19 protein-coding genes are annotated in these 21,553 nt (G+C 61.9%); 14 read left to right on the plus strand and 5 right to left on the minus strand.

Features of this window, described 5'->3' with window-relative positions; all coding sequences use genetic code 11:
• The first annotated feature begins 28 nt into the window (after positions 1-28).
• The 4 genes from LPA37_RS11905 (at position 29) to LPA37_RS11920 (ending at position 3,489) form a co-directional block, all read left to right on the plus strand.
• Positions 29-1,456: a GH1 family beta-glucosidase gene (locus LPA37_RS11905; protein WP_229012643.1), complete on the plus strand. Its 1,428-nt coding sequence runs from the start codon at positions 29-31 to the stop codon at positions 1,454-1,456.
• On the plus strand, positions 1,457-2,587 hold the full coding sequence (locus LPA37_RS11910) for an ABC transporter ATP-binding protein (RefSeq protein WP_229012644.1): 1,131 nt from the start codon (positions 1,457-1,459) through the stop codon (positions 2,585-2,587). It abuts the gene before it with no gap.
• Between the two features lie 282 nt (positions 2,588-2,869).
• The gene (locus LPA37_RS11915; RefSeq protein ID WP_228979561.1) at positions 2,870-3,103 is read left to right on the plus strand and encodes a type II toxin-antitoxin system Phd/YefM family antitoxin; all 234 of its coding nucleotides are present in this window, start codon (positions 2,870-2,872) and stop codon (positions 3,101-3,103) included.
• Positions 3,100-3,489 carry a type II toxin-antitoxin system VapC family toxin gene (locus LPA37_RS11920; protein ID WP_228979557.1) on the plus strand — a complete coding sequence of 130 codons (390 nt, stop codon included), beginning with the start codon at positions 3,100-3,102 and terminating at the stop codon, positions 3,487-3,489. The genes LPA37_RS11915 and LPA37_RS11920 overlap by 4 nt, the downstream gene beginning before the upstream one ends.
• Here the strand turns inward: LPA37_RS11920 and LPA37_RS11925 are convergent.
• Positions 3,468-4,547, minus strand: coding sequence for a LacI family DNA-binding transcriptional regulator (locus LPA37_RS11925; RefSeq protein ID WP_228979555.1), 1,080 nt, complete (start codon positions 4,545-4,547; stop codon positions 3,468-3,470). The genes LPA37_RS11920 and LPA37_RS11925 overlap by 22 nt on opposite strands.
• 277 nt (positions 4,548-4,824) lie before the next feature.
• Here LPA37_RS11925 and LPA37_RS11930 point away from each other — a divergent pair, with 277 nt between their 5' ends.
• From LPA37_RS11930 to LPA37_RS11970, 9 genes are all read left to right on the plus strand, one after another.
• Positions 4,825-6,090, plus strand: coding sequence for an extracellular solute-binding protein (locus tag LPA37_RS11930; RefSeq protein WP_229012645.1), 1,266 nt, complete (start codon positions 4,825-4,827; stop codon positions 6,088-6,090).
• A gap of 62 nt (positions 6,091-6,152) precedes the next feature.
• On the plus strand, positions 6,153-7,070 hold the full coding sequence (locus tag LPA37_RS11935; protein ID WP_228979550.1) for a carbohydrate ABC transporter permease: 918 nt from the start codon (positions 6,153-6,155) through the stop codon (positions 7,068-7,070).
• A gap of 2 nt (positions 7,071-7,072) precedes the next feature.
• Positions 7,073-7,918, plus strand: coding sequence for a carbohydrate ABC transporter permease (locus tag LPA37_RS11940; RefSeq protein ID WP_228979547.1), 846 nt, complete (start codon positions 7,073-7,075; stop codon positions 7,916-7,918).
• A gap of 116 nt (positions 7,919-8,034) precedes the next feature.
• Positions 8,035-9,165, plus strand: a complete 1,131-nt coding sequence (locus LPA37_RS11945) for an ABC transporter ATP-binding protein (RefSeq protein ID WP_229012646.1) — start codon at positions 8,035-8,037, stop codon at positions 9,163-9,165.
• Positions 9,166-9,430: 265 nt separating this feature from the next.
• Positions 9,431-11,836, plus strand: a complete 2,406-nt coding sequence (locus LPA37_RS11950; RefSeq protein WP_229012647.1) for a glycoside hydrolase family 3 N-terminal domain-containing protein — start codon at positions 9,431-9,433, stop codon at positions 11,834-11,836.
• A gap of 79 nt (positions 11,837-11,915) precedes the next feature.
• Complete coding sequence (locus LPA37_RS11955) at positions 11,916-12,683, plus strand: SDR family NAD(P)-dependent oxidoreductase (protein ID WP_229012648.1); 768 nt, start codon at positions 11,916-11,918, stop codon at positions 12,681-12,683.
• Positions 12,680-13,564, plus strand: coding sequence for an SMP-30/gluconolactonase/LRE family protein (locus tag LPA37_RS11960; protein WP_229012649.1), 885 nt, complete (start codon positions 12,680-12,682; stop codon positions 13,562-13,564). Before LPA37_RS11955 ends, LPA37_RS11960 begins: the two co-directional genes overlap by 4 nt.
• A 43-nt stretch (positions 13,565-13,607) precedes the next feature.
• Positions 13,608-15,392: an IlvD/Edd family dehydratase gene (locus LPA37_RS11965; protein WP_229012650.1), complete on the plus strand. Its 1,785-nt coding sequence runs from the start codon at positions 13,608-13,610 to the stop codon at positions 15,390-15,392.
• A gap of 84 nt (positions 15,393-15,476) precedes the next feature.
• Positions 15,477-16,664 carry a fumarylacetoacetate hydrolase family protein gene (locus LPA37_RS11970; RefSeq protein WP_229012651.1) on the plus strand — a complete coding sequence of 396 codons (1,188 nt, stop codon included), beginning with the start codon at positions 15,477-15,479 and terminating at the stop codon, positions 16,662-16,664.
• A gap of 234 nt (positions 16,665-16,898) precedes the next feature.
• Here the strand turns inward: LPA37_RS11970 and LPA37_RS11975 are convergent, their stop codons facing one another.
• The 3 genes from LPA37_RS11975 to LPA37_RS11985 all read right to left on the minus strand — a co-directional run bounded on the left by LPA37_RS11975 (position 16,899) and on the right by LPA37_RS11985 (position 19,670).
• On the minus strand, positions 16,899-17,171 hold the full coding sequence (locus LPA37_RS11975) for a DUF4148 domain-containing protein (protein WP_228979746.1): 273 nt from the start codon (positions 17,169-17,171) through the stop codon (positions 16,899-16,901).
• A 283-nt stretch (positions 17,172-17,454) separates the two neighbouring features.
• The gene (locus LPA37_RS11980) at positions 17,455-18,747 is read right to left on the minus strand and encodes an SUMF1/EgtB/PvdO family nonheme iron enzyme (protein ID WP_229012652.1); all 1,293 of its coding nucleotides are present in this window, start codon (positions 18,745-18,747) and stop codon (positions 17,455-17,457) included.
• Between the two features lie 161 nt (positions 18,748-18,908).
• The gene (locus tag LPA37_RS11985; RefSeq protein ID WP_228979531.1) at positions 18,909-19,670 is read right to left on the minus strand and encodes a helix-turn-helix domain-containing protein; all 762 of its coding nucleotides are present in this window, start codon (positions 19,668-19,670) and stop codon (positions 18,909-18,911) included.
• Between the two features lie 422 nt (positions 19,671-20,092).
• On the opposite strand from LPA37_RS11985, the gene LPA37_RS11990 reads away from it, so the two are divergent.
• Entirely contained in the window at positions 20,093-20,782 is a 690-nt protein-coding gene (locus tag LPA37_RS11990; RefSeq protein ID WP_228979530.1) for a FadR/GntR family transcriptional regulator, read from the plus strand.
• 69 nt (positions 20,783-20,851) lie between these two features.
• Here the strand turns inward: LPA37_RS11990 and LPA37_RS11995 are convergent, their stop codons facing one another.
• A complete protein-coding gene (locus tag LPA37_RS11995; protein WP_228979528.1) occupies positions 20,852-21,445 on the minus strand; it encodes an acyl-homoserine-lactone synthase in 594 nt (197 codons plus the stop codon).
• Positions 21,446-21,553: the final 108 nt, after the last annotated feature.

Below are 21,553 nucleotides of genomic sequence, written 5' to 3' on the forward strand. Positions count from 1 at the left end.
GGCATGATTATTCGAGGCAACATCATTCATGTCGACATATCGATTTAAAGAAGACTTCGTTTGGGGCGTCGCTACCAGTTCCTATCAGATCGAAGGTGCAGCGCATGAAGACGGCCGCGGCCCGTCGATCTGGGACGCGTTCTGCAACGTGCCGGGCAAGGTCGTGAACGGCGAGAACGGAGACGTCGCCTGCGATCACTACCATCGTATCGAGCAGGACCTCGACATGATGGCCGGACTCGGCGTCGAGGCCTATCGCTTTTCGATCGCATGGCCGCGCATTCAGCCGGACGGTCGCGGCGCGTTCAACGAGAAAGGTATTGCGTTCTACGAACGGCTCGTCGACGGTCTGCTCAAGCGCGGCATCCAGCCGTTCGCGACGCTGTATCACTGGGACCTGCCGCTCGCGCTGCAGGAGACGCAAAACGGCTGGGAAAACCGCGATACGGCTTATCGTTTCGCGGACTATGCACGCAAGATCGGCAGCGTGCTCGGCGACCGCGTGGCGTCGATCTCGACGCACAATGAACCGTGGTGTACCGCGTGGCTCGGCAATGCAACGGGCTATTTCGCACCCGGCAACGAAAGCCTGAAGAAGGCGGCGCACGTCTCGCACCATCTGCTGCTTTCGCATGGTCTCGCGTTGCAGGCGCTGCGCGCCGATGGCGTCAAGGCGCCGCTTGGCATCGTGCTGAACCAGTCGCCGGCGGATGGCGCGACCGGTTCACCCGAGGATCAGGCCGCCGCGTCGCTCGAATATGCCAAGTTCGTCCGCTGGTACATGGACCCGCTCTTCAAGGGCGAGTATCCGGCAGAGGCGCTGCAGTGGTACGGCGAGAACGGCCCGCAAGAGGTGGTTCTCGACGGCGACTTCGACATCATCGGCACGCCGATGGACTTTCTCGGCGTCAACTACTACACGCGGATCTTCGCGAGCGCGTCGGGTGAAAAACGGCCGCCGGGTGTACTCGGCTTCACCGACATGGACTGGGAAATCTATCCGCAGGGCCTGACCGACTTGCTGACCCGACTGAACGCCAGCTACACGCTGCCGCCCATCTACATCACCGAGAACGGCTGCGCGACGAAGGACGTGCTGGACAACGGACGGGTGCGCGATGCCGAGCGCGTCAGGTTCTACGACCTGCACCTGGCCGCGCTGTCGGATGCGGCGCAGAAAGGCGTCGACATCGCCGGCTATTTCGCGTGGAGCCTGATGGACAACTTCGAATGGGCGTCGGGGTACGACAAGCGCTTCGGCATGGTGCACGTCGACTACGCCACCCAGCAGCGCACGCCGAAGGACAGCGCTTACTGGTATCGCGACGTGATCGCGCAGCATGCCGGCGTGACCGCGCCACGCCAGGGCGAAATCATCGGTACCGCGACCCGCGCGACGCGCCAGAGCGCAACGTCGCGCGGGAGAGCAGGCATAAGGATTCAGGAGAAGCTATAAATGGGCGAACTCGTATTGCGCAACGTCGCGAAGACGTATGGTGAAGGGCCACAGGTCATACAGGGCATCGATCTTCACATCCCGGACGGTCAGTTCACCGTCTTCGTCGGACCATCCGGGTGCGGCAAGTCGACCATGCTGCGCATGATCGCCGGACTCGAATCGGTGAGCGGGGGCGACATTCTGATCGACGGCGTGCGTGTCAACGAACTGCAGCCCGCGGACCGGGGCATCTCGATGGTGTTCCAGAGCTACGCGCTTTATCCCCATATGACAGTCGCGGAAAACATGGGCTTTTCGCTGAAGCTGTCGGGTAAATCGAAGCAGGAAGTGCGTGAAGCGGTCGAACGGGCCGCCGGGATCCTGCAGATCAACCACCTGCTGGAGCGCAAACCCAGGGCGCTCTCGGGCGGCCAGCGGCAACGCGTCGCGATAGGACGGGCGATTGTGCGCAAGCCGCGCGTGTTCCTGTTCGACGAGCCGTTGTCGAACCTTGATGCAGCGCTACGCGTGCAGATGCGAATCGAGCTCGCGAAGCTGCACCGCGAGCTTGGCACGACGATGATCTACGTCACGCACGATCAGGTCGAGGCCATGACGCTAGGCGAGAAAATCGTCGTCTTCAACAAGGGAAATATCGAACAGATCGGCGCGCCGCTCGACCTGTACGACCGGCCGGCGAACCGCTTTGTCGGCGGCTTCATCGGTTCGCCGCAGATGAACATGTTGCCGGCCGTGCTGGTGTCGCAAAGCGAAATGCAAACCGTCGTCACGCTCGCGGGCGGCAGCGAATCCATCGTGTTGCCTGGCTGTCCGGCCCGCCCGCTCACAGGCAAGCTGACGCTCGGGGTGCGTGCCGAGCATCTTGGCATCGGGACACGGGGGGAAGGACTGGCCGCCTGTGTCGAACTGGTTGAGCATCTGGGCGACGTATCGATTCTGCATGCGCATCTCGACGGCGTGGGCCAGGCGATCTCGCTCAAGCTCGACAAGAAGGACGCGCAGCTTCCGGTCGGTGCGCGCATCGATGTCAAGGTGGCGTCCTCGTCGGTCACGCTGTTCGATGCGAACGGCATCGCGGTGGCGTTTGAGCACAGTGAAGCTGCAGCGCGTGTTCAGGCAGTCGTTTGACCTTTTACGGGAAACACTTTGGCCATTTTGCCGCGCCTGATTTTGACTGAAGCCAGCTTGTACCGTTTCCATGCTGGCTAGCCATTATTTGCCTGATCAGCCCATCGAGACGGTTCAGGAGACCAGGTTAACTCCGCATGGCGGCGGCTCCGATACGATACTAACATTTATTAACGTTAAGGATAACGTTAGGCGATTGATAAAGAATATCCTGCCGGGAACCGCAACCGTTTCGGCCCGATTCAAAAAATAGTTATACGAATTATCTGGGTGGAGATTGCAATGGAAAAGAGAGTATCGAAGGCCATTTTCAAGTCCAGGGCATGCGAACTGTTCCGGCAGGTTGAGATGCTGGGGGAAACGGTTGTCGTCACGGACCGGGGGCAACCCACCATCGAAATCAGGCCTTACTGCAGCAAGCATCAAAATCCGCTTGAACTCCTGCGTGCTTCGATCGTGCATTTCGATGCGATGCACGCAGCAGCTCCGGTCGCATCGGAGCCGGAAGGTCGATGATTACGCTCGATACGCTTGCGCTGGTCTGCTGGCTGGGCAGGCAGAATGCGTTGAGTCAGGCGGCGCACGATGCGATCGATCGGGAACTGAACGGAGGCGAGATCCTGATTTCGGCGATCAGTGCGCTCGAAATCGCGGATTTCGTCAAGGACGGCCGGCTCGGCCTGTCGATGGATGCGCGAAGCTGGCTCTCGACCGTGGTGTCGATGGAGGGCGTGCGGCTGGTTCCAGTGGACACCGAAATCGCCTTTCGCGCGGCCAGGCTGTCACCCGCGCTAACGTCCCACCAGAGGCTGATCGCCGCCACTGCTCGCACCTTCGGCAGTGCGCTCGTTACCTCGGATGCGAAGGTTCGCGCCTCGACTTACGTCGAAACGATCTGGTGATGTGCGCCGCTCTGCTTCGTCCGGACCTGTCCGGTGGAGTCGCGCACGACAAGTTCCGCCGGCAGTGTGATGCGTTGCGAGGCCGCGTCGATACCCGCTATCTGCGCGAGCAGCGTATTGATCGCCGAGCGCGCCATTTGCTGGAACGGCTGGCGGATCGTGGTGAGGGCGGGATGGAATTGCTCGGACATCGGAATGTCGTCGAAGCCGATCACCGAAATGTCATCCGGCACACGCAAGCCCGCTTCCCTGACTGCCGCGATGACGCCGAACGCACTCTGGTCATTCGCCGTGAAGATCGCGGTAGGCGGATCGGGGAGGTTCAGCAGATCGAATGTGACATCGAACGCCATCATCTGCGAGAGGTCGCCCGCGGCGACGAGCGCGTCTTCGCGCGGCAGCCCGAGTCGCGCGAGCGTGTCGTGATAGCCGCGCTGCCGGTCGCGCACCCCTTCGATCGTCTCGTCACCCGCGAGGAAAGCGATCCGCTTGTGGCCGAGTTCCGCAAGATGTTCGACCGCGAGACGGGCGCCTCCGTAGTTGTCGACCGACACCGATGGAAAATTGGTCAGCGTGCCGCCGCGCTGGTCGACGACGACGACCGGCACCCTGGCGTTCGACAACGCTTCGAGACAGAGCGATTCACGAGGCAGGATCGCGAGGATCCCATCCGAGAACTGCTGGATCAACCCGAGCAGATCGTGATGTGGATGACGGTCCTCGTCGAATACGGTATAGACCAGGATCTCGCAGCCCGCGCCACGCGCCGCGCGCCCCGCGCCGAGAATCAGCTCGCTGGAGAACTGGGTATCGAGTGTCGGCGTGATGATGCCGATGATGCCGTTGCGCCCGCCCGAGAGCTTCTGTGCGGTACGGTTGACGACGTAGCCGATGTCCGACGCGATTCTCAGCACTTCGTCGCGGGTCTCGCGCGACACGCCGGAACGGCCGTTGAGCGCGCGCGAGGCGGTCATCTGGGACACGCCGGCGAGCTTCGCAACGTGCTCGAGCGTGGGGGTCTGCCTTGCCATGCGTGACGAGGGGGGGCGAGAGGTCATGTCGGAGTTCACTCACTAACGACGTTAGCGGTACCGTTTGTATGTAAACTATTCTACCAGAACCGGCTGTAACCGAAGCTTCCATTGGTGGGCCAACTTTTCACAATATGCGATATGTCGTAAAAGCGACCAGGTAAAATCCCGCATAGCACTAGTTCGCACACGAGTCTAACATCAACTAACGTTATGGCTAACGTTAGACGTTTGGGCTGATATTCCAATATCCATAAGAGGGGACATAAATATGGCGTACCCGGCTTTTTCTAAAGCGCGGTCAATGGTCGGCGCCACGGCGCTCGTATGCTCGCTGGCCGCAGTCGCATCGACAGCCGCATTTGCGCAATCTGGCAAGACGATTACGGAGTGGGACCAGCAGACTAACGCGACGTCGAGCAAGGTGCTGCGGGATGCGGCAGATCGCTTCGAGAAGCAGAATCCCGGCTATAAGGTCGAAGACTCGCACGTCCTGAACGAGGCGTACAAGACCAAGCTGAAGGTGGCGTTCGGCGCAGGCGAGCCGCCTTGCGTGTTCGAGTCGTGGGGCGGCGGTCCGTTGCATGAATATGTGAAAGCCGGCCAGATTGTCGACCTGACGCCGTATCTCCAGAAAGATCCGGCTTATCGCGACCGATTCCTGCCGACCTCGTGGCATGCGGTCACGTTCGACAACAAGACGTATGGCGTAGCGGCGGAAAATGCATCCGCCGCCGTGATTTTCTATAACAAGGACCTGTTCAAGGAATACAACCTGAGCCCGCCGACGAATTGGGATCAGTTGATGCACGTCGTGCAGGTGCTGACCTCGCATGGTATTGCGCCGTTTGCGCTGAGCAACAAGAACAAGTGGACCGGTTCGATGTACTACATGTACCTCGTCGACCGGATCGGCGGGCCCGAAGTGTTCCGCAAGGCAGTGGATCGCGCGCCTGGCGGCAGCTTCGCGGATCCGGCCTTCGTTGAAGCCGGCAAGTACATTCAGGAACTCGTGAAGGCGGGTGCTTTCGCGAAGGGTTTCAACGGTCTCGACTACGACGTGGGCGCCTCGCGTCGCCTGCTGTATTCGGGGCGCGCCGCGATGGAATTGATGGGCGGCTGGGAAGCGTCGACGATCCAGAACGAGAATCCCGGCTTTGCAGGCAAACTCGACTTCTTCCCGTTCCCGAGCGTACCGGGCGGCAAGGGTGATCCGCGCGATGTGATCGGCACGGTCGGCGACGGCTTCATGAGCATCTCGACGGAGTGCAAGGACCCGCAGGCGGCGTTCAGGCTGATCCAGACGATGACTGACGATACGTCGATGCGGGGTCGCGTTCTCGACAAGAAAATTCCGCCGGTCAAGAACATCACCATTACGGATCCGTTCCTGAAGCGCCTGCAGGCGTTGATCGCCGACGCGCCGAACGTGCAGCTCTGGTACGACCAGGAGTTGCCGCCGAAGCTGGGCGAGCTGCACAAGGATACGTCGCAGGAGCTGTTCGGCCTGTCGATCACGCCTGAAGCCGCTGCGCAGCAAATGGAAGCCGCCGCGAAGGCGGGAAGCTAACCCGTAGTCCGAAGAGGAGCCCGGCCCGCGTCGTTTTTCGATGCGGGCTGGACACACGATCTGTGAATATTGCAATTTCCACTGCGCCCGCCGCGCGGGCGCGCATTTCGTCACAGTGGCTGGTTATCACCGTCTTTCTCGCCCCCGCGGTGGTGCTGCTGGCGATATTTCTGCTGTATCCGTTGCTCTCCAGTCTGCGGCTTTCGCTGGTCGACTGGACCGGGCTCGGTACGCATTCACGCTTCGTCGGGCTTGCCAACTGGGCGCATCTCGCGCAGGACACGGTTTTCTGGCGCTCCTTGTGGAACAACGTCATTCTCGCGCTCGCGTCGATCGTGATCGAGCTGCCCATCTCGCTGGCGCTGGCTGTGCTGCTGGAAAAGGCGGGGCGTGGCTCGCGCATTCTCAAGATTCTCTATTTCCTGCCGCTGCTGATGTCGAGCGTCGCGATCGGCGTGCTGTTCAAGAACATCTACGATCCGAACTTCGGACCGCTGAACGTCGCACTGCGCGCCATCGGCCTCGACATATTCGCGCAGGACTGGCTCGGCGACACGCGCTTCTCGCTCGCTTCGACGATTGCGGTGATCTGCTGGCAAAACGTGCCGTTCTACATGATCCTGTTTCTTGCCGGACTGTCGTCGCTGCCCGCGGAGTTGAACGAGGCGGCCCGCCTGGATGGCGCCTCCGAATGGACCATCTTCTGGCGCATCAAGCTGCCGCATCTGCAAGGCGCGATCCGCACCGCGGTGCTGCTGGCGGTGCTCGGCTCGCTGCGGTATTTCGATCTGATCTACGTGATGACGGGCGGTGGCCCGGAAGGCTCGTCCGAGCTGATGGCGACGTATATGTACCGGACCGTGTTCAGTTCTTTCCAGCTGGGCTACGGCAGCACGATCGGTTCCGCGATGTTCATCATCGTCTCGCTGGTTGCGGCCATCGCATTGCGCATGACGCGTCGTTACGAAACGGAAGTTTGAGCATGGCCACTGAAACAAATCGCCTTCATTTTCCCAGGATTCGCATCGGTGTGCCGTTGCTGGGCTTGATCTGGCTCGCCGTGACGACGTTGCCGTTCCTCTTCGTCGTGGTGACGAGTCTGAAGACACAGGAGGAAACGTTCTCCGCGCCGGTCTGGGCGCTGCCCTCCCATTTTTATTTCGGGAACTACTGGGCGGTACTGCACGGTCCCTACCTCACTTACTTTGGCAACAGTGTCTTTGTCGTCGGACTTTCGGTTCTGCTGATCGTGCTGTTGAGCGCCATGGCGGCCTATGTATTCGCCCGCTTGCGTTTTCGTTTGAACAAACTGCTGTTCGGGCTGGTGATCGCAGGGATGATCGTGCCGCTGCACGCAACGCTTGTGCCGATCTATCTGCTGACCCGCAACCTCGGACTGTACGACACCCAGTTCGCGCTGATCGGACCATATGTGGCGCTCAGCCTGCCGATCTCGATCTTCATCCTGACGGAGTTCATGCGCCAGATTCCGCATGAACTCGAGGAAGCCGCGCAGCTCGACGGCTGCGGTCCATTCAGGATTTTCTGGCGCATCTTTTTTCCGCTCTCCACGCCGGGGCTGGCCACAGTCGCGATCTACAACGGAATCGCGCTCTGGAACGAGTTCATTTTCGCGTACATGCTGACCTCGACTCCGCCGCACCGTACGCTGCCGCTTGCCGTGTGGGATTTCCAGGGGCAGTACTCGTCGAACATTCCGGCGATGCTGGCGGTCGTCACGATGACGTCGTTGCCGCTCATCGCGGCCTACGCATTCGGTCAGGAGCGTCTGATCAAGGGCATGATGGCCGGCTCCCTGAAGGGCTGACGGGCGGATGGCGAACCGGGTCCAGCCAGGCAGGGCAGGGTTGCGGCCCGCACTGCCGGCCGGATCAGTCGGGCTGAAGCGAACGCCCGGTAATTTAACTGCGAACACAACGAGCTATGGCAAGCATTACTCTGACTAAAGTACAGAAGGCGTACGAAGGCAATCCGCCGATTATTCGCGACGTCCATCTCGAGGTCGGCGAGAACGAGTTTTGTGTGTTTCTCGGGCCGTCGGGATGCGGGAAGTCGACGTTATTGCGCATGGTCGCCGGACTCGAATCGATCACCAGCGGCGAGCTGCGCATCGACGCTCAGCTGATGAACAACGTGCCGCCCGCGGAGCGCCGTGTCGCCATGGTGTTTCAGAACTACGCGCTGTATCCGCACATGAGCGTCTACGAGAACATGGCTTTCGGGTTGCGTCAGGCGAAAATCGACAAGGCGACGATCGACAGCAAGGTGCGCCGCACGGCTGCCGCGCTGCAACTGGACGGGCTGCTGGAGCGTCGTCCCGCTGCGTTGTCCGGGGGGCAGCGGCAGCGTGTGGCGATCGGCCGGGCGATCGTGCGCGAGCCGGGCGTGTTCCTGTTCGACGAGCCGTTGTCGAATCTCGACGCCGCGCTGCGCGTGCAGACCCGCACTGAGATTGCCCGCCTGCATCGGGAATTCCGCCAGGCAAGCGCGATTTACGTCACGCACGATCAGATCGAAGCCATGGCGCTGGCGGACAAGATCGTGCTGTTGCACGCCGGCGCGGAAATGGAGAAGCACGGCAGCATCGCGCAGATCGGTGCCCCGCTGGATCTGTATCACCGGCCCAAAAGCCGCTTCGTGGCGGGCTTTATCGGATCTCCGAGGATGAACTTCCTGCCGGGCGTCGTGACGACGATCGACGCCCGGGGTGTCGAGATCCAGCTGACGAGCGGTGAGCGCGTGCGGGCACAGGTCGATGGCCGCAATACGCGCCCTGGCATGCGGGTCACGCTGGGCATCCGGCCCGAACACCTGGGCCTGCCCTCCGGCCAGCCAGGTACTCAGACCATCCGTCGCGCGGTTCGCCTCGTGGAGCGGATGGGAGAGCACAGCTACATCCATATCGACGGTGGCAGCCGGGACGGCAACACGCTGATCGCCAAATTGCCTGGCGATGGGGGTGTGGCACGCGATGAACATATCGATCTTGCGCTGGCACCAGACGCATGCCATGTGTTCGACGAACAGGATTTCGCGCTGTCGCGTCTGCACTGATCCTGGCATTCCAGCTGAACGGGCCGCGCCGGACAGTCGGCGCTTCCAGCAGCGAAACGGCGCCGCCTCGTCACGCTATCGAGGTAGTGAATTTCCAGCCCTTCAGGTATTCGTTCAATTTAAAGGACTGCGAAGTTCAGAAAGGAATATCGAATGCAAGGCGGGGTTGCGGATGAAGCAGTGCCTTCCCTGCGTTTGTGATGAAAAGCGGATTTGCCGGCGCCATTTGCGCCCTGTATACCCGGATCATTTAAAGGAGTTTTAGATGTTGCTTCGCCAAAGTGAAGTTCCGCTCTACCGCGATCCCACCGCGGCTGTCGACGAGCGTGTTTCCGACTTGCTGGCGCGTATGACAGTGGACGAGAAAATTGCCCAGTTGCACGCCGCGTGGCTGAAGCTGTCGTCCGATGGCAATCACGAAGCGCGTACTGTGGATTTTGCGCATGGCGATGCCGGCATTACGGTGGAAACGATTCTTCAACACGGGCTGGGTCAGATCACGCGCCCGCTCGGCACGCATACGGTCGACCCGAAGGAAGGCGTGCGTGCGCTCAACGCGCTGCAGCGGCAGATGGTGGAGGATACGCGCCTCGGTATTCCCGTGATGTCTCACGAAGAATGCCTGGTCGGCCTGATGATCAAGGACGCCACGCTGTTCCCGTCGCCGCTGAACTATGCGGCCACGTGGAATCCGGGGCTTGTCGAACATGTGGGGCAGATCATCGGCGAGCAGGCGCGTTCGATCGGTTGTCATCAAGGGCTCGCGCCGGTGCTGGACGTGTCGCGCGATCCGCGCTGGGGCCGCACCGAGGAAACGCTCGGCGAGGACCCCTATCTGGTCGGCGTGCTCGCCTGTCACTACGTCAGGGGGCTGCAAGGGGAACGCCGCGACCTGCTCGCGACCCTCAAGCATTTCGTCGGACATTCGGCGAGCGAAGGCGGCCGCAATCACGCGCCCGTGCATGTCGGCCCGCGCGAACTCAACGACGTCTTCATGCTCCCGTTCGAGATGGCGGTCAAGCTGGCGAATGCCGGCTCCGTCATGCCTGCCTATCACGACATTGACGGTGTGCCCTGTCATGCGGACCGTACGTTGCTTCAGGAGACGTTGCGCGAGAAGTGGGGTTTCGACGGACTGGTTGTCGCCGACTACGCTGGCGTCGATCTGCTGTACGGTCACCATGCGGTCGCGCGCGACAGCGCGGCTGCCGCAGCGCTCGCGTTCAATGCCGGACTCGACGTCGAGTTGCCCGGACACGAGTGCGCGCTGCATCTGAAAGAAGCGCTGACGCGCGGCGAGATCAGCGAAGAAACGATCGACGCCGCTGTATCGCGCGTGCTGCGCACGAAGTTCCGTCTCGGCCTGTTCGAAAATCCGTATGCGGATCCGGAGCGAGTGGATGTGAAAAGCGAATCGGCGAGCGACGTCGCGTATCAGGTGGCGCTTGAATCGGCCGTGCTCCTGCGCAATGAAGGCGACGTGTTGCCGCTGGATGTCGAGGCGACGGCGAAGGTCGCGGTAATCGGGCCAACTGCCGACGATCCGCTGGCGTTGCTGGCCGGCTACAGTTTCCCGGTGCATCTGATCAACGCCGGCGAGCAGTCGGTCGCGTTGATCGGTACGCCGCTGCAGGCGCTGCGCGCACTACTTGGCGATCGACGCGTGATCCATGCGCGTGGCTGCGACATCATCGCGGAGCGCCGCGCGGGCGCGCCGGTGTTCCCCGGCGACGTGTCGCTGGATACCACGGCGCACGCCAGCCGCGACGAGCTGATCAGCGAGGACACCAGCGGTATTGCAGCGGCGGTTGACGCCGCACGGCAGGCAGGTGTTGCGATCGTCTTCGTCGGCGATCTGTCGGGGCTGTTCCAGTCCGGCACGGTAGGCGAGGGATCCGATACGGACAGCCTGGACCTGCCTGGCGTGCAGCAGGCCTTGCTCGCAGCGGTGGTCGACAGCGGTACGCCGACGGTCGTCGTGATGACGGGCGGACGTCCGTATAACCTGGGAGGCCTCGAGGACCGGATCGCGGCGCAGATCATGGCTTTCGCACCGGGCGAGCGCGGCGCGCAAGCGCTCGCCGATCTGCTGGTGGGCCGCGCGAACTTCACCGGCCGCCTGCCGTTGTCGGTGCCGAAAAGTGCCGGAGCAGTACCCTATACCTACAACCACCGGTTGAAGAGCGCGGGTACGCCGGTCGCTTACCATTTCGGTTGCCGCTACCCGTTTGGATTCGGACTCAGCTATACGCAGTTCCGTTACGGCAGTCTCGCGGTGGCGCGACGCGAAGTCCCGATTGCCGACGGGACGATCGAACTCAGCTTCGTGGTCGAGAACATCGGCTCGCGCGAAGGCAGCGAGATCGTGCAGATCTATGTGCGGGACCGGCTGGCATCATCGGCACGACCGGTACGCGAATTGAAGGCTTTTGCCCGGGTGCCGCTAGCGGCGGGCGCTTCTGCGCGGGTTCGCGTGAAGATGCCCGTCGATATGCTCAATTTCACCGATGGACGCGGCGAGCGTATCGTCGAGCCAGGCGACTTCGACCTGATGGTCGGAAGCTCGAGTCGCGACCTTCATCTGGGCGACGTGGTGACTGTCACCGGTGGCGCGGCGAGAACACTCGAACGCGAATGGCGTATGGTGAGCGAGGTCGACGTACTGCGGTAACCCGCATGATGGGGCGCGCCAGCCGGGGCGGCTGGGCGCCATGGATTTGTTGTCGTACCCGTAACAAGTGGAATATTCGATGTCGTACGCAATCTATCCCAGCCTTTCAGGCAAAACGGTTGTCGTCACCGGTGGTGGCAGCGGTATTGGCGCCGCGATGACCGAGGCATTCGCACGGCAGGGTGCGCGGGTCTTTTTTCTCGACGTGGCGGAAGGCGATTCGCTTGCGTTGCAGGAATCACTGAGCGATGCCGTCCATCCGCCCGTGTTCCGCCGATGCGATCTGCGCAGTGTCGAGGCGATCCAGAGCACCTTCGCCGGGATCGCCGATATTGCCGGGCCGGTCGAGGTTCTCGTCAACAACGCAGGCAATGACGACCGGCACGAACTGGGCACTGTCACGTCGAGCTACTGGGACGCGTGCATCGCCGTGAACCTGAAGCACCAGTTCTTTTGCGCTCAGGCCGTAGCGGCCGGCATGCGCAAGCTCGAACGCGGCGTGATCCTGAATCTTGGCTCGGTGTCGTGGCATCTGGCGTTGCCGAACCTGGCTATCTACATGAGCGCGAAGGCCGGTATCGAGGGACTTACCCGTGGACTCGCGCGCGAACTCGGGGACGCCGGCATCCGCGTGAACAGCATTATCCCGGGCGCGGTTCGGACCCCGCGTCAGATGCAGCTCTGGCAGTCACCCGAGAGCGAAGCGAAGGTCGTCGCGAGCCAATGTCTGCGCCTGCGTATCGAGCCCGGGCACGTCGCCCGCATGGCCTTGTTCCTCGCGTCCGACGATGCGTCGCGCTGCTCCGGTCGGGACTATTTCGTCGATGCAGGGTGGTACGGAGAATGAATTTCCGCATCCCTGTCTGCGTATGGCCGGTCGGTGCCGAACTGGGGGAAGGCCCGGTGTGGCAGGTCACGGAGAACGCTGTCTATTTCGTCGATATCAAGGGTCGCCATATCCATCGTCTGACCATCGCCACGGGTCAGACGCAGACATGGAGCGCGCCCGATCAGGTCGGCTTTGTCGCACCGCTTGCGGATCGTACTTTTGTCTGCGGGTTGCCGGACGGTCTGTATCGCTTCGATGCCGGCAGCGGGCAATTCGGCAAGCTCAAGGACGTCGAGGCGCATCTGCCGGGCAACCGGCTCAACGATGGCTTTGTCGATGCCAGCGGGCACCTGTGGTTTGGATCGATGGACGACGGCGAGGAGCAGCCAGACGGCACCCTTTATCGCGTCAGTGACGACGGCGAAGTGGTGGCTCGGGACGACGACTATGTGATCACGAACGGACCGGCAATGAGCCCGGACGGACGCACGCTCTATCACGGCGACACCGTGCGGCGCGTGGTGTATGCCTTCGACGTGAGCGAAGACGGCGCGTTGTCGCGCAAACGCATCTTCGCCACTATTTCCGGCGACGGATACCCGGATGGAATGGCGGTCGATGCGCACGGATTCGTGTGGATCGCACTTTTCGGCGGATGGCGTATCGAACGGTACTCGCCTCTTGGCGAGCTTGTGGAGCAGGTACCTTTTCCCTGCGCTAACGTGACGAAGCTGGCTTTCGGTGGAGACGACCTGCAGACTGTTTATGTCTCGACGGCATGGAAGGGACTGTCGTCGGCGGAGCGCGAGCGGCAGCCGCATGCCGGTGGCCTGTTTTCGTTTCGCTCGCCGGTGCCCGGCCAACCCCAGACGCGATGTAAATGGGGTTTCTCGCAATGATTTCAGACGGTTCAACCATCCCGATGACAGAGAGGTAAACAACATGTCAGCATCCACACCTCGCAGGCTGAGAAGCCAGGAATGGTTCGACGACCCGTCGCACGCGGACATGACGGCGCTCTACGTCGAGCGTTTCATGAACTACGGCCTGACGCGCGAAGAGCTTCAGTCGGGCCGTCCCATCATCGGCATCGCGCAGACGGGCAGCGACCTCGCGCCTTGCAACCGGCACCATATCGAGCTCGCCGAACGTACAAAAGCAGGCATTCGCGACGCGGGCGGTATTCCGATGGAATTTCCGGTTCACCCGCTCGCCGAGCAGAGCCGCCGGCCGACCGCCGCGCTCGACCGCAATCTCGCATACCTCGGTCTGGTCGAAATTCTGCACGGCTTTCCGCTCGATGGCGTCGTATTGACCACGGGCTGTGACAAGACCACGCCCGCCTGTCTGATGGCCGCGGCCACCGTCGACATGCCCGCCATCGTTCTGTCGGGCGGTCCGATGCTCGACGGCTGGCACGAGGGCAAGCGCGTGGGTTCGGGGACCGTCATCTGGCATGCCCGTAATCTGCTTGCCACCGGGGAAATCGACTACGAAGGCTTCATGCAGCTGACGACTGCGTCGTCGCCCTCGATCGGCCACTGCAACACGATGGGCACGGCGCTCTCGATGAACAGTCTGGCCGAGGCGCTCGGCATGTCGCTGCCCGGCTGCGCGAGCATTCCCGCGGCGTATCGGGAACGCGGCCAGATGGCTTACGCCACGGGCAAACGCATCGTCGACCTCGTGCGCGAAGATGTGCGTCCGTCGCGCATCATGACGAAGGCGGCGTTCGAAAACGCCATCGTGGTGGCCTCCGCGCTGGGTGCGTCGAGCAACTGCCCGCCCCATCTGATCGCGATTGCACGGCACATGGGCGTCGAACTGAGTCTTGACGACTGGCAGCGCGTGGGCGAGCAGGTGCCGCTGATCGTGAACTGCATGCCCGCGGGCGAATATCTCGGCGAGAGTTTTCACCGCGCGGGCGGCGTGCCCGCCGTCTTGCACGAGCTGATCCAGGCGCAACTCGTACACGGTGAATGTCTGACCGTGTCGGGTCGTACCATCGGCGAGATCGCAGCGGATGCGTCTCCTGCCGATCGCGACGTCATCAAGACAACTGAAGATCCGCTCAAGCACGGCGCAGGCTTCATCGTGCTGTCGGGCAATTTCTTCGACATCGCGATCATGAAGATGTCGGTGGTCGGCGATGCTTTCCGGCAGACCTATCTGAGCGAGCCCGGCTCGGAAAATACCTTTGAGGCGCGGGCAATCGTCTTTGATGGCCCTGAGGACTATCACGCACGTATCAATGATCCGTCGCTTGAGATCGATCAGCGTTGCATCCTGGTGATTCGCGGCGCAGGTACCGTGGGCTATCCGGGGAGTGCCGAGGTGGTGAACATGGCGCCGCCGGCAGAACTCGTGCGGCAGGGTATTACGTCCTTGCCGACGCTCGGCGACGGACGGCAAAGCGGTACCTCCGCGAGCCCGTCGATTCTCAACATGTCGCCCGAGGCGGCGGTTGGCGGCGGACTGTCGCTGTTACGCACGAACGACCGCATTCGCGTGGATCTGAATTCGCGCAGCGTGAACGTGCTGGTCGACGAGGACGAACTCGCGCGGCGCCGTGAGACGGCTACCTTCACGATTCCGCCGGCGCAGACACCGTGGCAGGAGCTGTACCGCCAGACGGTTGGCCAGCTTTCGACCGGCGGCTGTCTCGAGCCGGCGACGCTCTATCTCAAGGTGATTGCCGAGCGTGGCAATCCGAGGCATTCGCACTGACGTGCCGGTTGCGAGACCGGGCTCCATGTTCACATCGAGTCCGGTCCCGCAGGTCTTCCAACCTTCCCGAAGATATTTATTCCCATGTCCGCAACTACTCAATCCAGTTTCCTCCCGGACGACATCGACCAGGCGCTGCTTGTGGGGCGCGTATGGCGCAAGACGGACCAGCATGAAGGCCCGTGTGTCGTTGTCGTGCGTCACGGCGAGGTGTTCGACATCACCGCGACCGTGCCGACGACTGCTGACCTGTTCGATCGGGAGAACCCCGCACAGGTCGCGCGTACAGCAACGGGCGTCCCGCTTGGCACAGTGGCGGAGCTCATCGCTTCCAGCCTTCCTGGCGTGGCCGGGCCCGCCGTGCGACTGCTCGCGCCGTGTGACGTTCAGGCCATCAAGGCGTGCGGTGTCACGTTCGCCGTGAGTTTGATCGAGCGCGTCATCGAGGAACAGGCGGGCGGTGATCCGGCGAAGGCGAAGGCCGTCCGCGAGACCATCGCTTCGATAATCGGCACGGACCTCTCGAAAATCGAGCCGGGCTCGGACGCTGCCATGAAGCTGAAGGCCGAACTGGAACGACGCGGTGCGTGGTCGCAATACATGGAAGTGGGCATCGGCCCCGATGCGGAAGTGTTCTCGAAGTCGCAGCCCATGTCGGCGGTCGGTTTCGGGGCTGATGTGGGACTGCTCGCTGCTTCGACCTGGAACAATCCGGAACCGGAAATCGTACTGGCTGTGAATAGTCGAGGCGGCATCGTCGGCGCGACGCTCGGCAACGACGTCAACCTGCGCGATATCGAAGGCCGCTCGGCGCTCCTGCTGGGTAAGTGCAAGGACAACAACGGCTCATGCGCCATCGGCCCGTTCGTGCGCCTCTTTGACGAAACCTTCTCGCTCGACTCGGTGCGCACGGCCAGTGTCGCGCTGCGGGTGGAGGGCGCCGACGACAGTTTTGTGCTCGAGGGCGTGAGCCACATGAGCGAAATCAGCCGCGACCCGGCGAACCTCGTCGAGCAGACGTGGGGACGGCATCACCAGTATCCGGACGGCTTCATGCTGTTCCTTGGCACGATGTTCTCGCCGATCAAGGACCGTGACGCACCCGGCGCAGGGTTCACGCATCACCTGGGGGATCGGGTGACGATTTCGACGCCGCAACTGGGTGCGCTGATTAACACGGTCCGCCTGAGCACTGAAATCGAACCGTGGACGTTCGGTGTGCGTGCGCTGTATCGGAATCTGGCCGCTCGCGGTTTGCTTGTCGCCGCTTGAGCAGTCAGGATTGTCACGTGCCGTTTGGCGGTCGCAAGGGTTCGAGTTACGTCCGCGCGGGCAACGCGGGCTGTGCCCGTTCAGGCGAAGCCGCCGGGAACCTGGGGCGCAGGTTCTGATATATAAAACAAACTCGCGATCGCCAGATAGCGATCGCGAGTCAGTGATTCAACGCGGCTGGACGCAACGAGCGCACGCGTTCCGGCCAAAAACAGCTTCCTGGCCTGACGAAGCTTACTGGGCTACTGCTGCAGGACCGTGTTGCGACGAACCGCTCGCAACGCCGCCCACAGCGCTGTTCTGCGCGGCAACACGAGCTTCAGCAGCCTGGATGTTCCCCGGATATTCATTCGGGTTCGAGCGAACCGGGTTGTAGCCCGCCTTTTCGATTTGAACCAGCTGTTCGCGCACTTCCGCACGGGTCAAGGGTTGGTTCGACTGGGCGAAAACGGCAACCGGAGCAGTAAGGGTGGCGGCAACAACGACAGCGTGAATGAGCGACTTCATGATTACGACCTCCAGAGATTGTCTTATTGGGCTGCAAGCATCTTTATTTGCAGCAGTGAGGACAGTGTAAGAGGCGATGAAATAAGGGTAAATACCTAATTCTGAAATCACTGTTTCTAAAAACAGGACAATCGGGGTAAGAGCAGCGGTTGTGGCACCGACTTTTCTGCGCATCACGCACCGGTGCCTGCTGTTGCTGCAGCCGAACTAGCTGTACCTTCACGCCGAATTCGTACGGTGTACGGGCTTTATCCTTGTTCTGCGTCAACTATTGCTTAAATGGTCAATTACGGACGCAGCGAAACCCCGCATACACGTATTGATAACGCGGCTGGAACCAGTTGCGGAACGTCGGGCGCAACATGCATGCCGCGGTGCGCGCCGAGCCGCCCTTGAGCACGTAATGCTGGCCGTCGAAAAAGTTCGCCGAATAGCCGAGGTAAAACGGAAACGCGTCGAAACCCGGTAGTGCATCGAACACGGTCGACGTCCATTCCCAGCCGTTGCCGAACTGCCCGACCACGCCGAACGCGCTGACGTTATCCGGATGCGCGTGGACGTTCTGCGGATCCCAGCTACGAAAATCGAAATTGCCCGATGCCGCGTGTGGCGCGCCGTGCGCCGCGCGCTGCCACTGCGCTTCGGTAGGCAGGGCCTTGCCGGCCCAGCGCGCGTATGCGCTGGCTTCGGCGTGGCTCACATAAACCGGCCAGGTTTCGGGCAGGGCGATGTCGTCGAACATCGTGCGCAGTTTCCACGCCTGCTCGCCGTTCTGCGTCGCCAGCGACCAGCCTGCAGGATGCTCGATATGTTCGGCTTCCCGCCATGCCCAGTCCTTGTCGGTCCACAGCGACGGGTCGCGATAACCGCCCGCTTCGACGAACGCGCGATACGCACCGTTCGTCACCATATGACGGTCGATCTCGAACGCCGGCACATCGACATGCAACGCGCCGAATTCGTTGTCCCAGCCGAAAGCGCCATCCTCGCGCACCATGCCGAGCACGGTCGGGCCCGCGGGCACGCTGACCATGCCGTCATCGGGCTGGCTGGTCTGGGGTTCGGTGATGGACAATCGCGGCGCGACTTTCTGTTCGAAAGGCAACTGGTGCAGCATGTACGCGAGCGTTTCGGCATGCATCAGCCGATGTTCGATCGCGACGTGCAACAACTGTTCGGCCGAAGCGGTGCGCATGCCTTCGCGCACGAGTTCAAGCGTGGCGAGTTTCTGGTCGATCTGCGCGCGCGCTTCCGCGGCGTATTCGTTGACCACTTCGAGCGACGGCCAGTCAGACGGCGCGTCAGTCGGCAAGTCGCTGTCGACCGGATCGATGCCGAAGGCGAACAACTGGTCCAGTTCAGGGCTGAGCGCGGGAAGGTCGAACAGACGCCGGTCGAACAGGTTCCGGTCGAATGCTTCGAGATGGCCGATATAGAACACGATCCGGTGCCGTTCGCGGATCGGACGCTCGTAAAGAAATTCAGGTTTAACGACGGCAAACAACGCGTCTGTGACGCTGCGGGCTTCGATAAGACGATGGATGAGCGGGTGCTGCAAGGCGGGTTCGCGATTCATTGCACCGGGTCTCCTGGTAGGGGACAGTCTGAAACTGTACCTGCTTGCAGAAGGCATGCCAAGGCTAAATGTATCGCAATCAGGTGGCCGGCTTGACGCCATGCCAGCGTGGCGCGCGGCCACGCGCCGGAGAATTACGGTGCGGGCCGGCAGCGGTGGCTTTATAACTGACGCAAACCGTCGAAATCGACGATGCGGATGAATTTGCCCTGCGTGTCGATCAGACCACGCTTTTGAAATCTTGACAGCGTACGGCTGACCGTTTCAAGCGTGATGCCGAGGTAGCTACCCATTTCCTCACGCGTCATGCGCAGGTTGAATTCGTTCGACGAATAGCCGCGTTGCGTGTTGCGCCCTGAGATATCCAGCAGGAACGCGGAGACGCGTTCGTCGGCGCTCTGTGAGCCGAGCACCATCATCTGCCTGGCCTCGCTCACGATCTGCTCGCCCATCAGTTTGTGCAGGCGGTCCTGCATCGTGCCGATTTCGCGGCACAGACGCTTCAACGCAGGATAGGGCACGATGCACACGGAACTGTCCTCAAGCGCGATCGCGCTGCATGCGTGCAGATCGGTACTGATGCCGTCGAGGCCGAGCGGTTCGCCCGCGAGTTTCAGCCCGGTCACCTGTTCGCGGCCGAGGCGATGCGACATCACCGTTTTCAGCGCACCCGACCGGACGGCGTACAGGTTGTCGAACGGGTCGCCGGTGCGAAAGAGCACCTCGCCGCGCCGCACGGTGCGCGCGTTGCAGATGAGCGCTTCAAGTTTCGGCAGGTCTTCGGCGCACAGGCCCTGCGGCATGCAGAGTTGTCGCATCGCGCAGGTCGAGCAGCGGGCGACATCGCGCCGCGTACGTACGGGCGCGATGGCCCGGACAGGTCGCTGTGCGACAGACGGGGAAAGCGCGATGGGATTGAGCATGATCGGTTAGCCCGGAAAGTAATGTTGCGCTGATTGTCCCACCGGCCTTTGCGCGACCTGAGTGACAAAAGGACGCGCGGTCATGTGAGAGTTGTGTCTTGAAAAGATAAGCAGCTCCGCTGCACAAGGATCTGCACGCCATGCGCAATGACCCGGGGGGAAAGGAGCGACGCACGTGGACCAGACATCACCAGATATGCGCTGAATCAAACGTCGGCTTAAATAATCGCTGAAAAGCGTCGACACTGCCTTGATGTAAATCAAGTCGTCAGGTCATTTGTCCTGGTTGGGAGAGAGGGGAGAATCAAGACCTGGCAAGGCTTTTCGCTGACAAAAGGCTTGCCGTCAATCAGAATCAGACCGGTAATTTGTCCAGTTTGCCTTACAATCATGCTCTATTCAGACAAGCTGCGACATCGACGATGAACGAGCGCAAATCCCTCGGTCTGCCCGACAAGATCTACGGCGATATCCTGAACCAGATTCTGGAAGGCGAGTACAAGGAGGGCGAGCGGCTGCCTACCGAGCACGCGCTGGCCGAGCGTTTTGAAACGTCGCGCCCGACAGTGCGTGAAGCGCTGGCCCGTCTGCGCGCCGACGGGATCATCGTGACGCGCCACGGTTCGGGTACCACGGTCGCGCGCCGTCCCGATCCGGACGTGCGCCGCTTCGCGCCGCTCGAAACGCTGTCCGATATCCGTCGCTGCTATGAATTTCGCATCGTCACCGAAGCAGGCGCGGCGGCGCTCGCCGCACAGCAGGCCGACAGCGACGATGTCGCCGCCATCCAGCACGCGTGGGACGAGCTCGAACGCATCATCGAAACGCAGGGCATCGGCGCGCGCGACGATTTCTCGTTTCATCTGGCCGTGGCGCGGGCGTCGAAGAACCAGTTTTTCATCACCGTGATGTCGTTCATCGAAGAGCAGATCGTGTTCAGCATGAACCTCTCGCGCAACCTGTCGCTCGTGAAGACGGTGGAGCGGCAGCGTCTCGTGCAGCGCGAGCATCTGGCCGTGCTGGAAGCGATCCGCAGCAAGGATTCCGCCGCCGCGGGGCAGGCCATGCGCGCCCATCTCGAAAACGCGCTCGACCGGATGTTCGGTTCGTAACCGCCGCGCGAACCGGACCGGCGTTAGCCTGAATCCGGCTCGAACCCGGCGGCGTGAACCGGCAATCCCTCAGGCCGCCACGGCCATCGGACCAAACAGCGCGGCCCGCGTCTGCGGACTGACCGCGATCTCCAGCGCCACCGCATTTTCGACGCCGATGCGCAGCGGCGACCCGAGCCGTCGCAGTTCGATACCGGTTTTGCGCAGCAGCCGCTCGATGGGCGTTGTCGTCACGGTCACGTAGCGCGTGATGCCCATCTGGTCGGCGAAGGTCACCAGTTCGTGGATCGCGTGCATCGTCAGATCGGCGAAGCCAAACGTTTGCTCCTCGCCGCCGGTATCGACGACAAAACGGCTCAGTTCCCAGATATGCCGGCCGACCGGCGCCGCATCGCCATGCAGCAGTTGCGGGAACGTGTCCTTCAGCATGTTCGGCCCTTCGGTCGGCATCAGGCGCCAGCAGCCACGCACGGCGCCCGCCTTGTCCTGGATGAGCATGTAATGCGGCCCGAGTGCGTCGTAGCCGTCGATCTCCATGCCGGCGATGGTCGGGATATCCCACCCGAGCCGCCCGTGAAACACACGGGCGCGCAGCCGGTACATTGCGTTGATGTGATCGTTGTCGAATTCCTGACGCAGGCCAATCCGGATTGCTGCTTGCATGTCGTTCTCCCTCACGTGTTGGTGAACCAATACGCATGGAAACTTATGCATTTCGGGTAGAAATTCCACCTACCCACCTGGATAGGTGTGCCCGGTTCCGGAGTCCGT

It is taken from the genome of Paraburkholderia gardini, assembly GCF_907164545.1.
GTDB classification, from domain to species: Bacteria; Pseudomonadota; Gammaproteobacteria; order Burkholderiales; family Burkholderiaceae; genus Paraburkholderia; species Paraburkholderia gardini.

Coding starts and splice junctions, on each gene's coding strand:
- LPA37_RS11905 (WP_229012643.1), top strand. CDS start 29: ATGTCGACATATCGATTTAAAGAAGACTTCGTTTGGGGCGTCGCTACC.
- LPA37_RS11910 (WP_229012644.1), top strand. CDS start 1,457: ATGGGCGAACTCGTATTGCGCAACGTCGCGAAGACGTATGGTGAAGGG.
- LPA37_RS11915 (WP_228979561.1), top strand. CDS start 2,870: ATGGAAAAGAGAGTATCGAAGGCCATTTTCAAGTCCAGGGCATGCGAA.
- LPA37_RS11920 (WP_228979557.1), top strand. CDS start 3,100: ATGATTACGCTCGATACGCTTGCGCTGGTCTGCTGGCTGGGCAGGCAG.
- LPA37_RS11925 (WP_228979555.1), bottom strand. CDS start 4,547: ATGACCTCTCGCCCCCCCTCGTCACGCATGGCAAGGCAGACCCCCACG.
- LPA37_RS11930 (WP_229012645.1), top strand. CDS start 4,825: ATGGTCGGCGCCACGGCGCTCGTATGCTCGCTGGCCGCAGTCGCATCG.
- LPA37_RS11940 (WP_228979547.1), top strand. CDS start 7,073: ATGGCCACTGAAACAAATCGCCTTCATTTTCCCAGGATTCGCATCGGT.
- LPA37_RS11945 (WP_229012646.1), top strand. CDS start 8,035: ATGGCAAGCATTACTCTGACTAAAGTACAGAAGGCGTACGAAGGCAAT.
- LPA37_RS11950 (WP_229012647.1), top strand. CDS start 9,431: ATGTTGCTTCGCCAAAGTGAAGTTCCGCTCTACCGCGATCCCACCGCG.
- LPA37_RS11955 (WP_229012648.1), top strand. CDS start 11,916: ATGTCGTACGCAATCTATCCCAGCCTTTCAGGCAAAACGGTTGTCGTC.
- LPA37_RS11960 (WP_229012649.1), top strand. CDS start 12,680: ATGAATTTCCGCATCCCTGTCTGCGTATGGCCGGTCGGTGCCGAACTG.
- LPA37_RS11965 (WP_229012650.1), top strand. CDS start 13,608: ATGTCAGCATCCACACCTCGCAGGCTGAGAAGCCAGGAATGGTTCGAC.
- LPA37_RS11970 (WP_229012651.1), top strand. CDS start 15,477: ATGTCCGCAACTACTCAATCCAGTTTCCTCCCGGACGACATCGACCAG.
- LPA37_RS11975 (WP_228979746.1), bottom strand. CDS start 17,171: ATGAAGTCGCTCATTCACGCTGTCGTTGTTGCCGCCACCCTTACTGCT.
- LPA37_RS11980 (WP_229012652.1), bottom strand. CDS start 18,747: ATGAATCGCGAACCCGCCTTGCAGCACCCGCTCATCCATCGTCTTATC.
- LPA37_RS11985 (WP_228979531.1), bottom strand. CDS start 19,670: ATGCTCAATCCCATCGCGCTTTCCCCGTCTGTCGCACAGCGACCTGTC.
- LPA37_RS11990 (WP_228979530.1), top strand. CDS start 20,093: ATGAACGAGCGCAAATCCCTCGGTCTGCCCGACAAGATCTACGGCGAT.
- LPA37_RS11995 (WP_228979528.1), bottom strand. CDS start 21,445: ATGCAAGCAGCAATCCGGATTGGCCTGCGTCAGGAATTCGACAACGAT.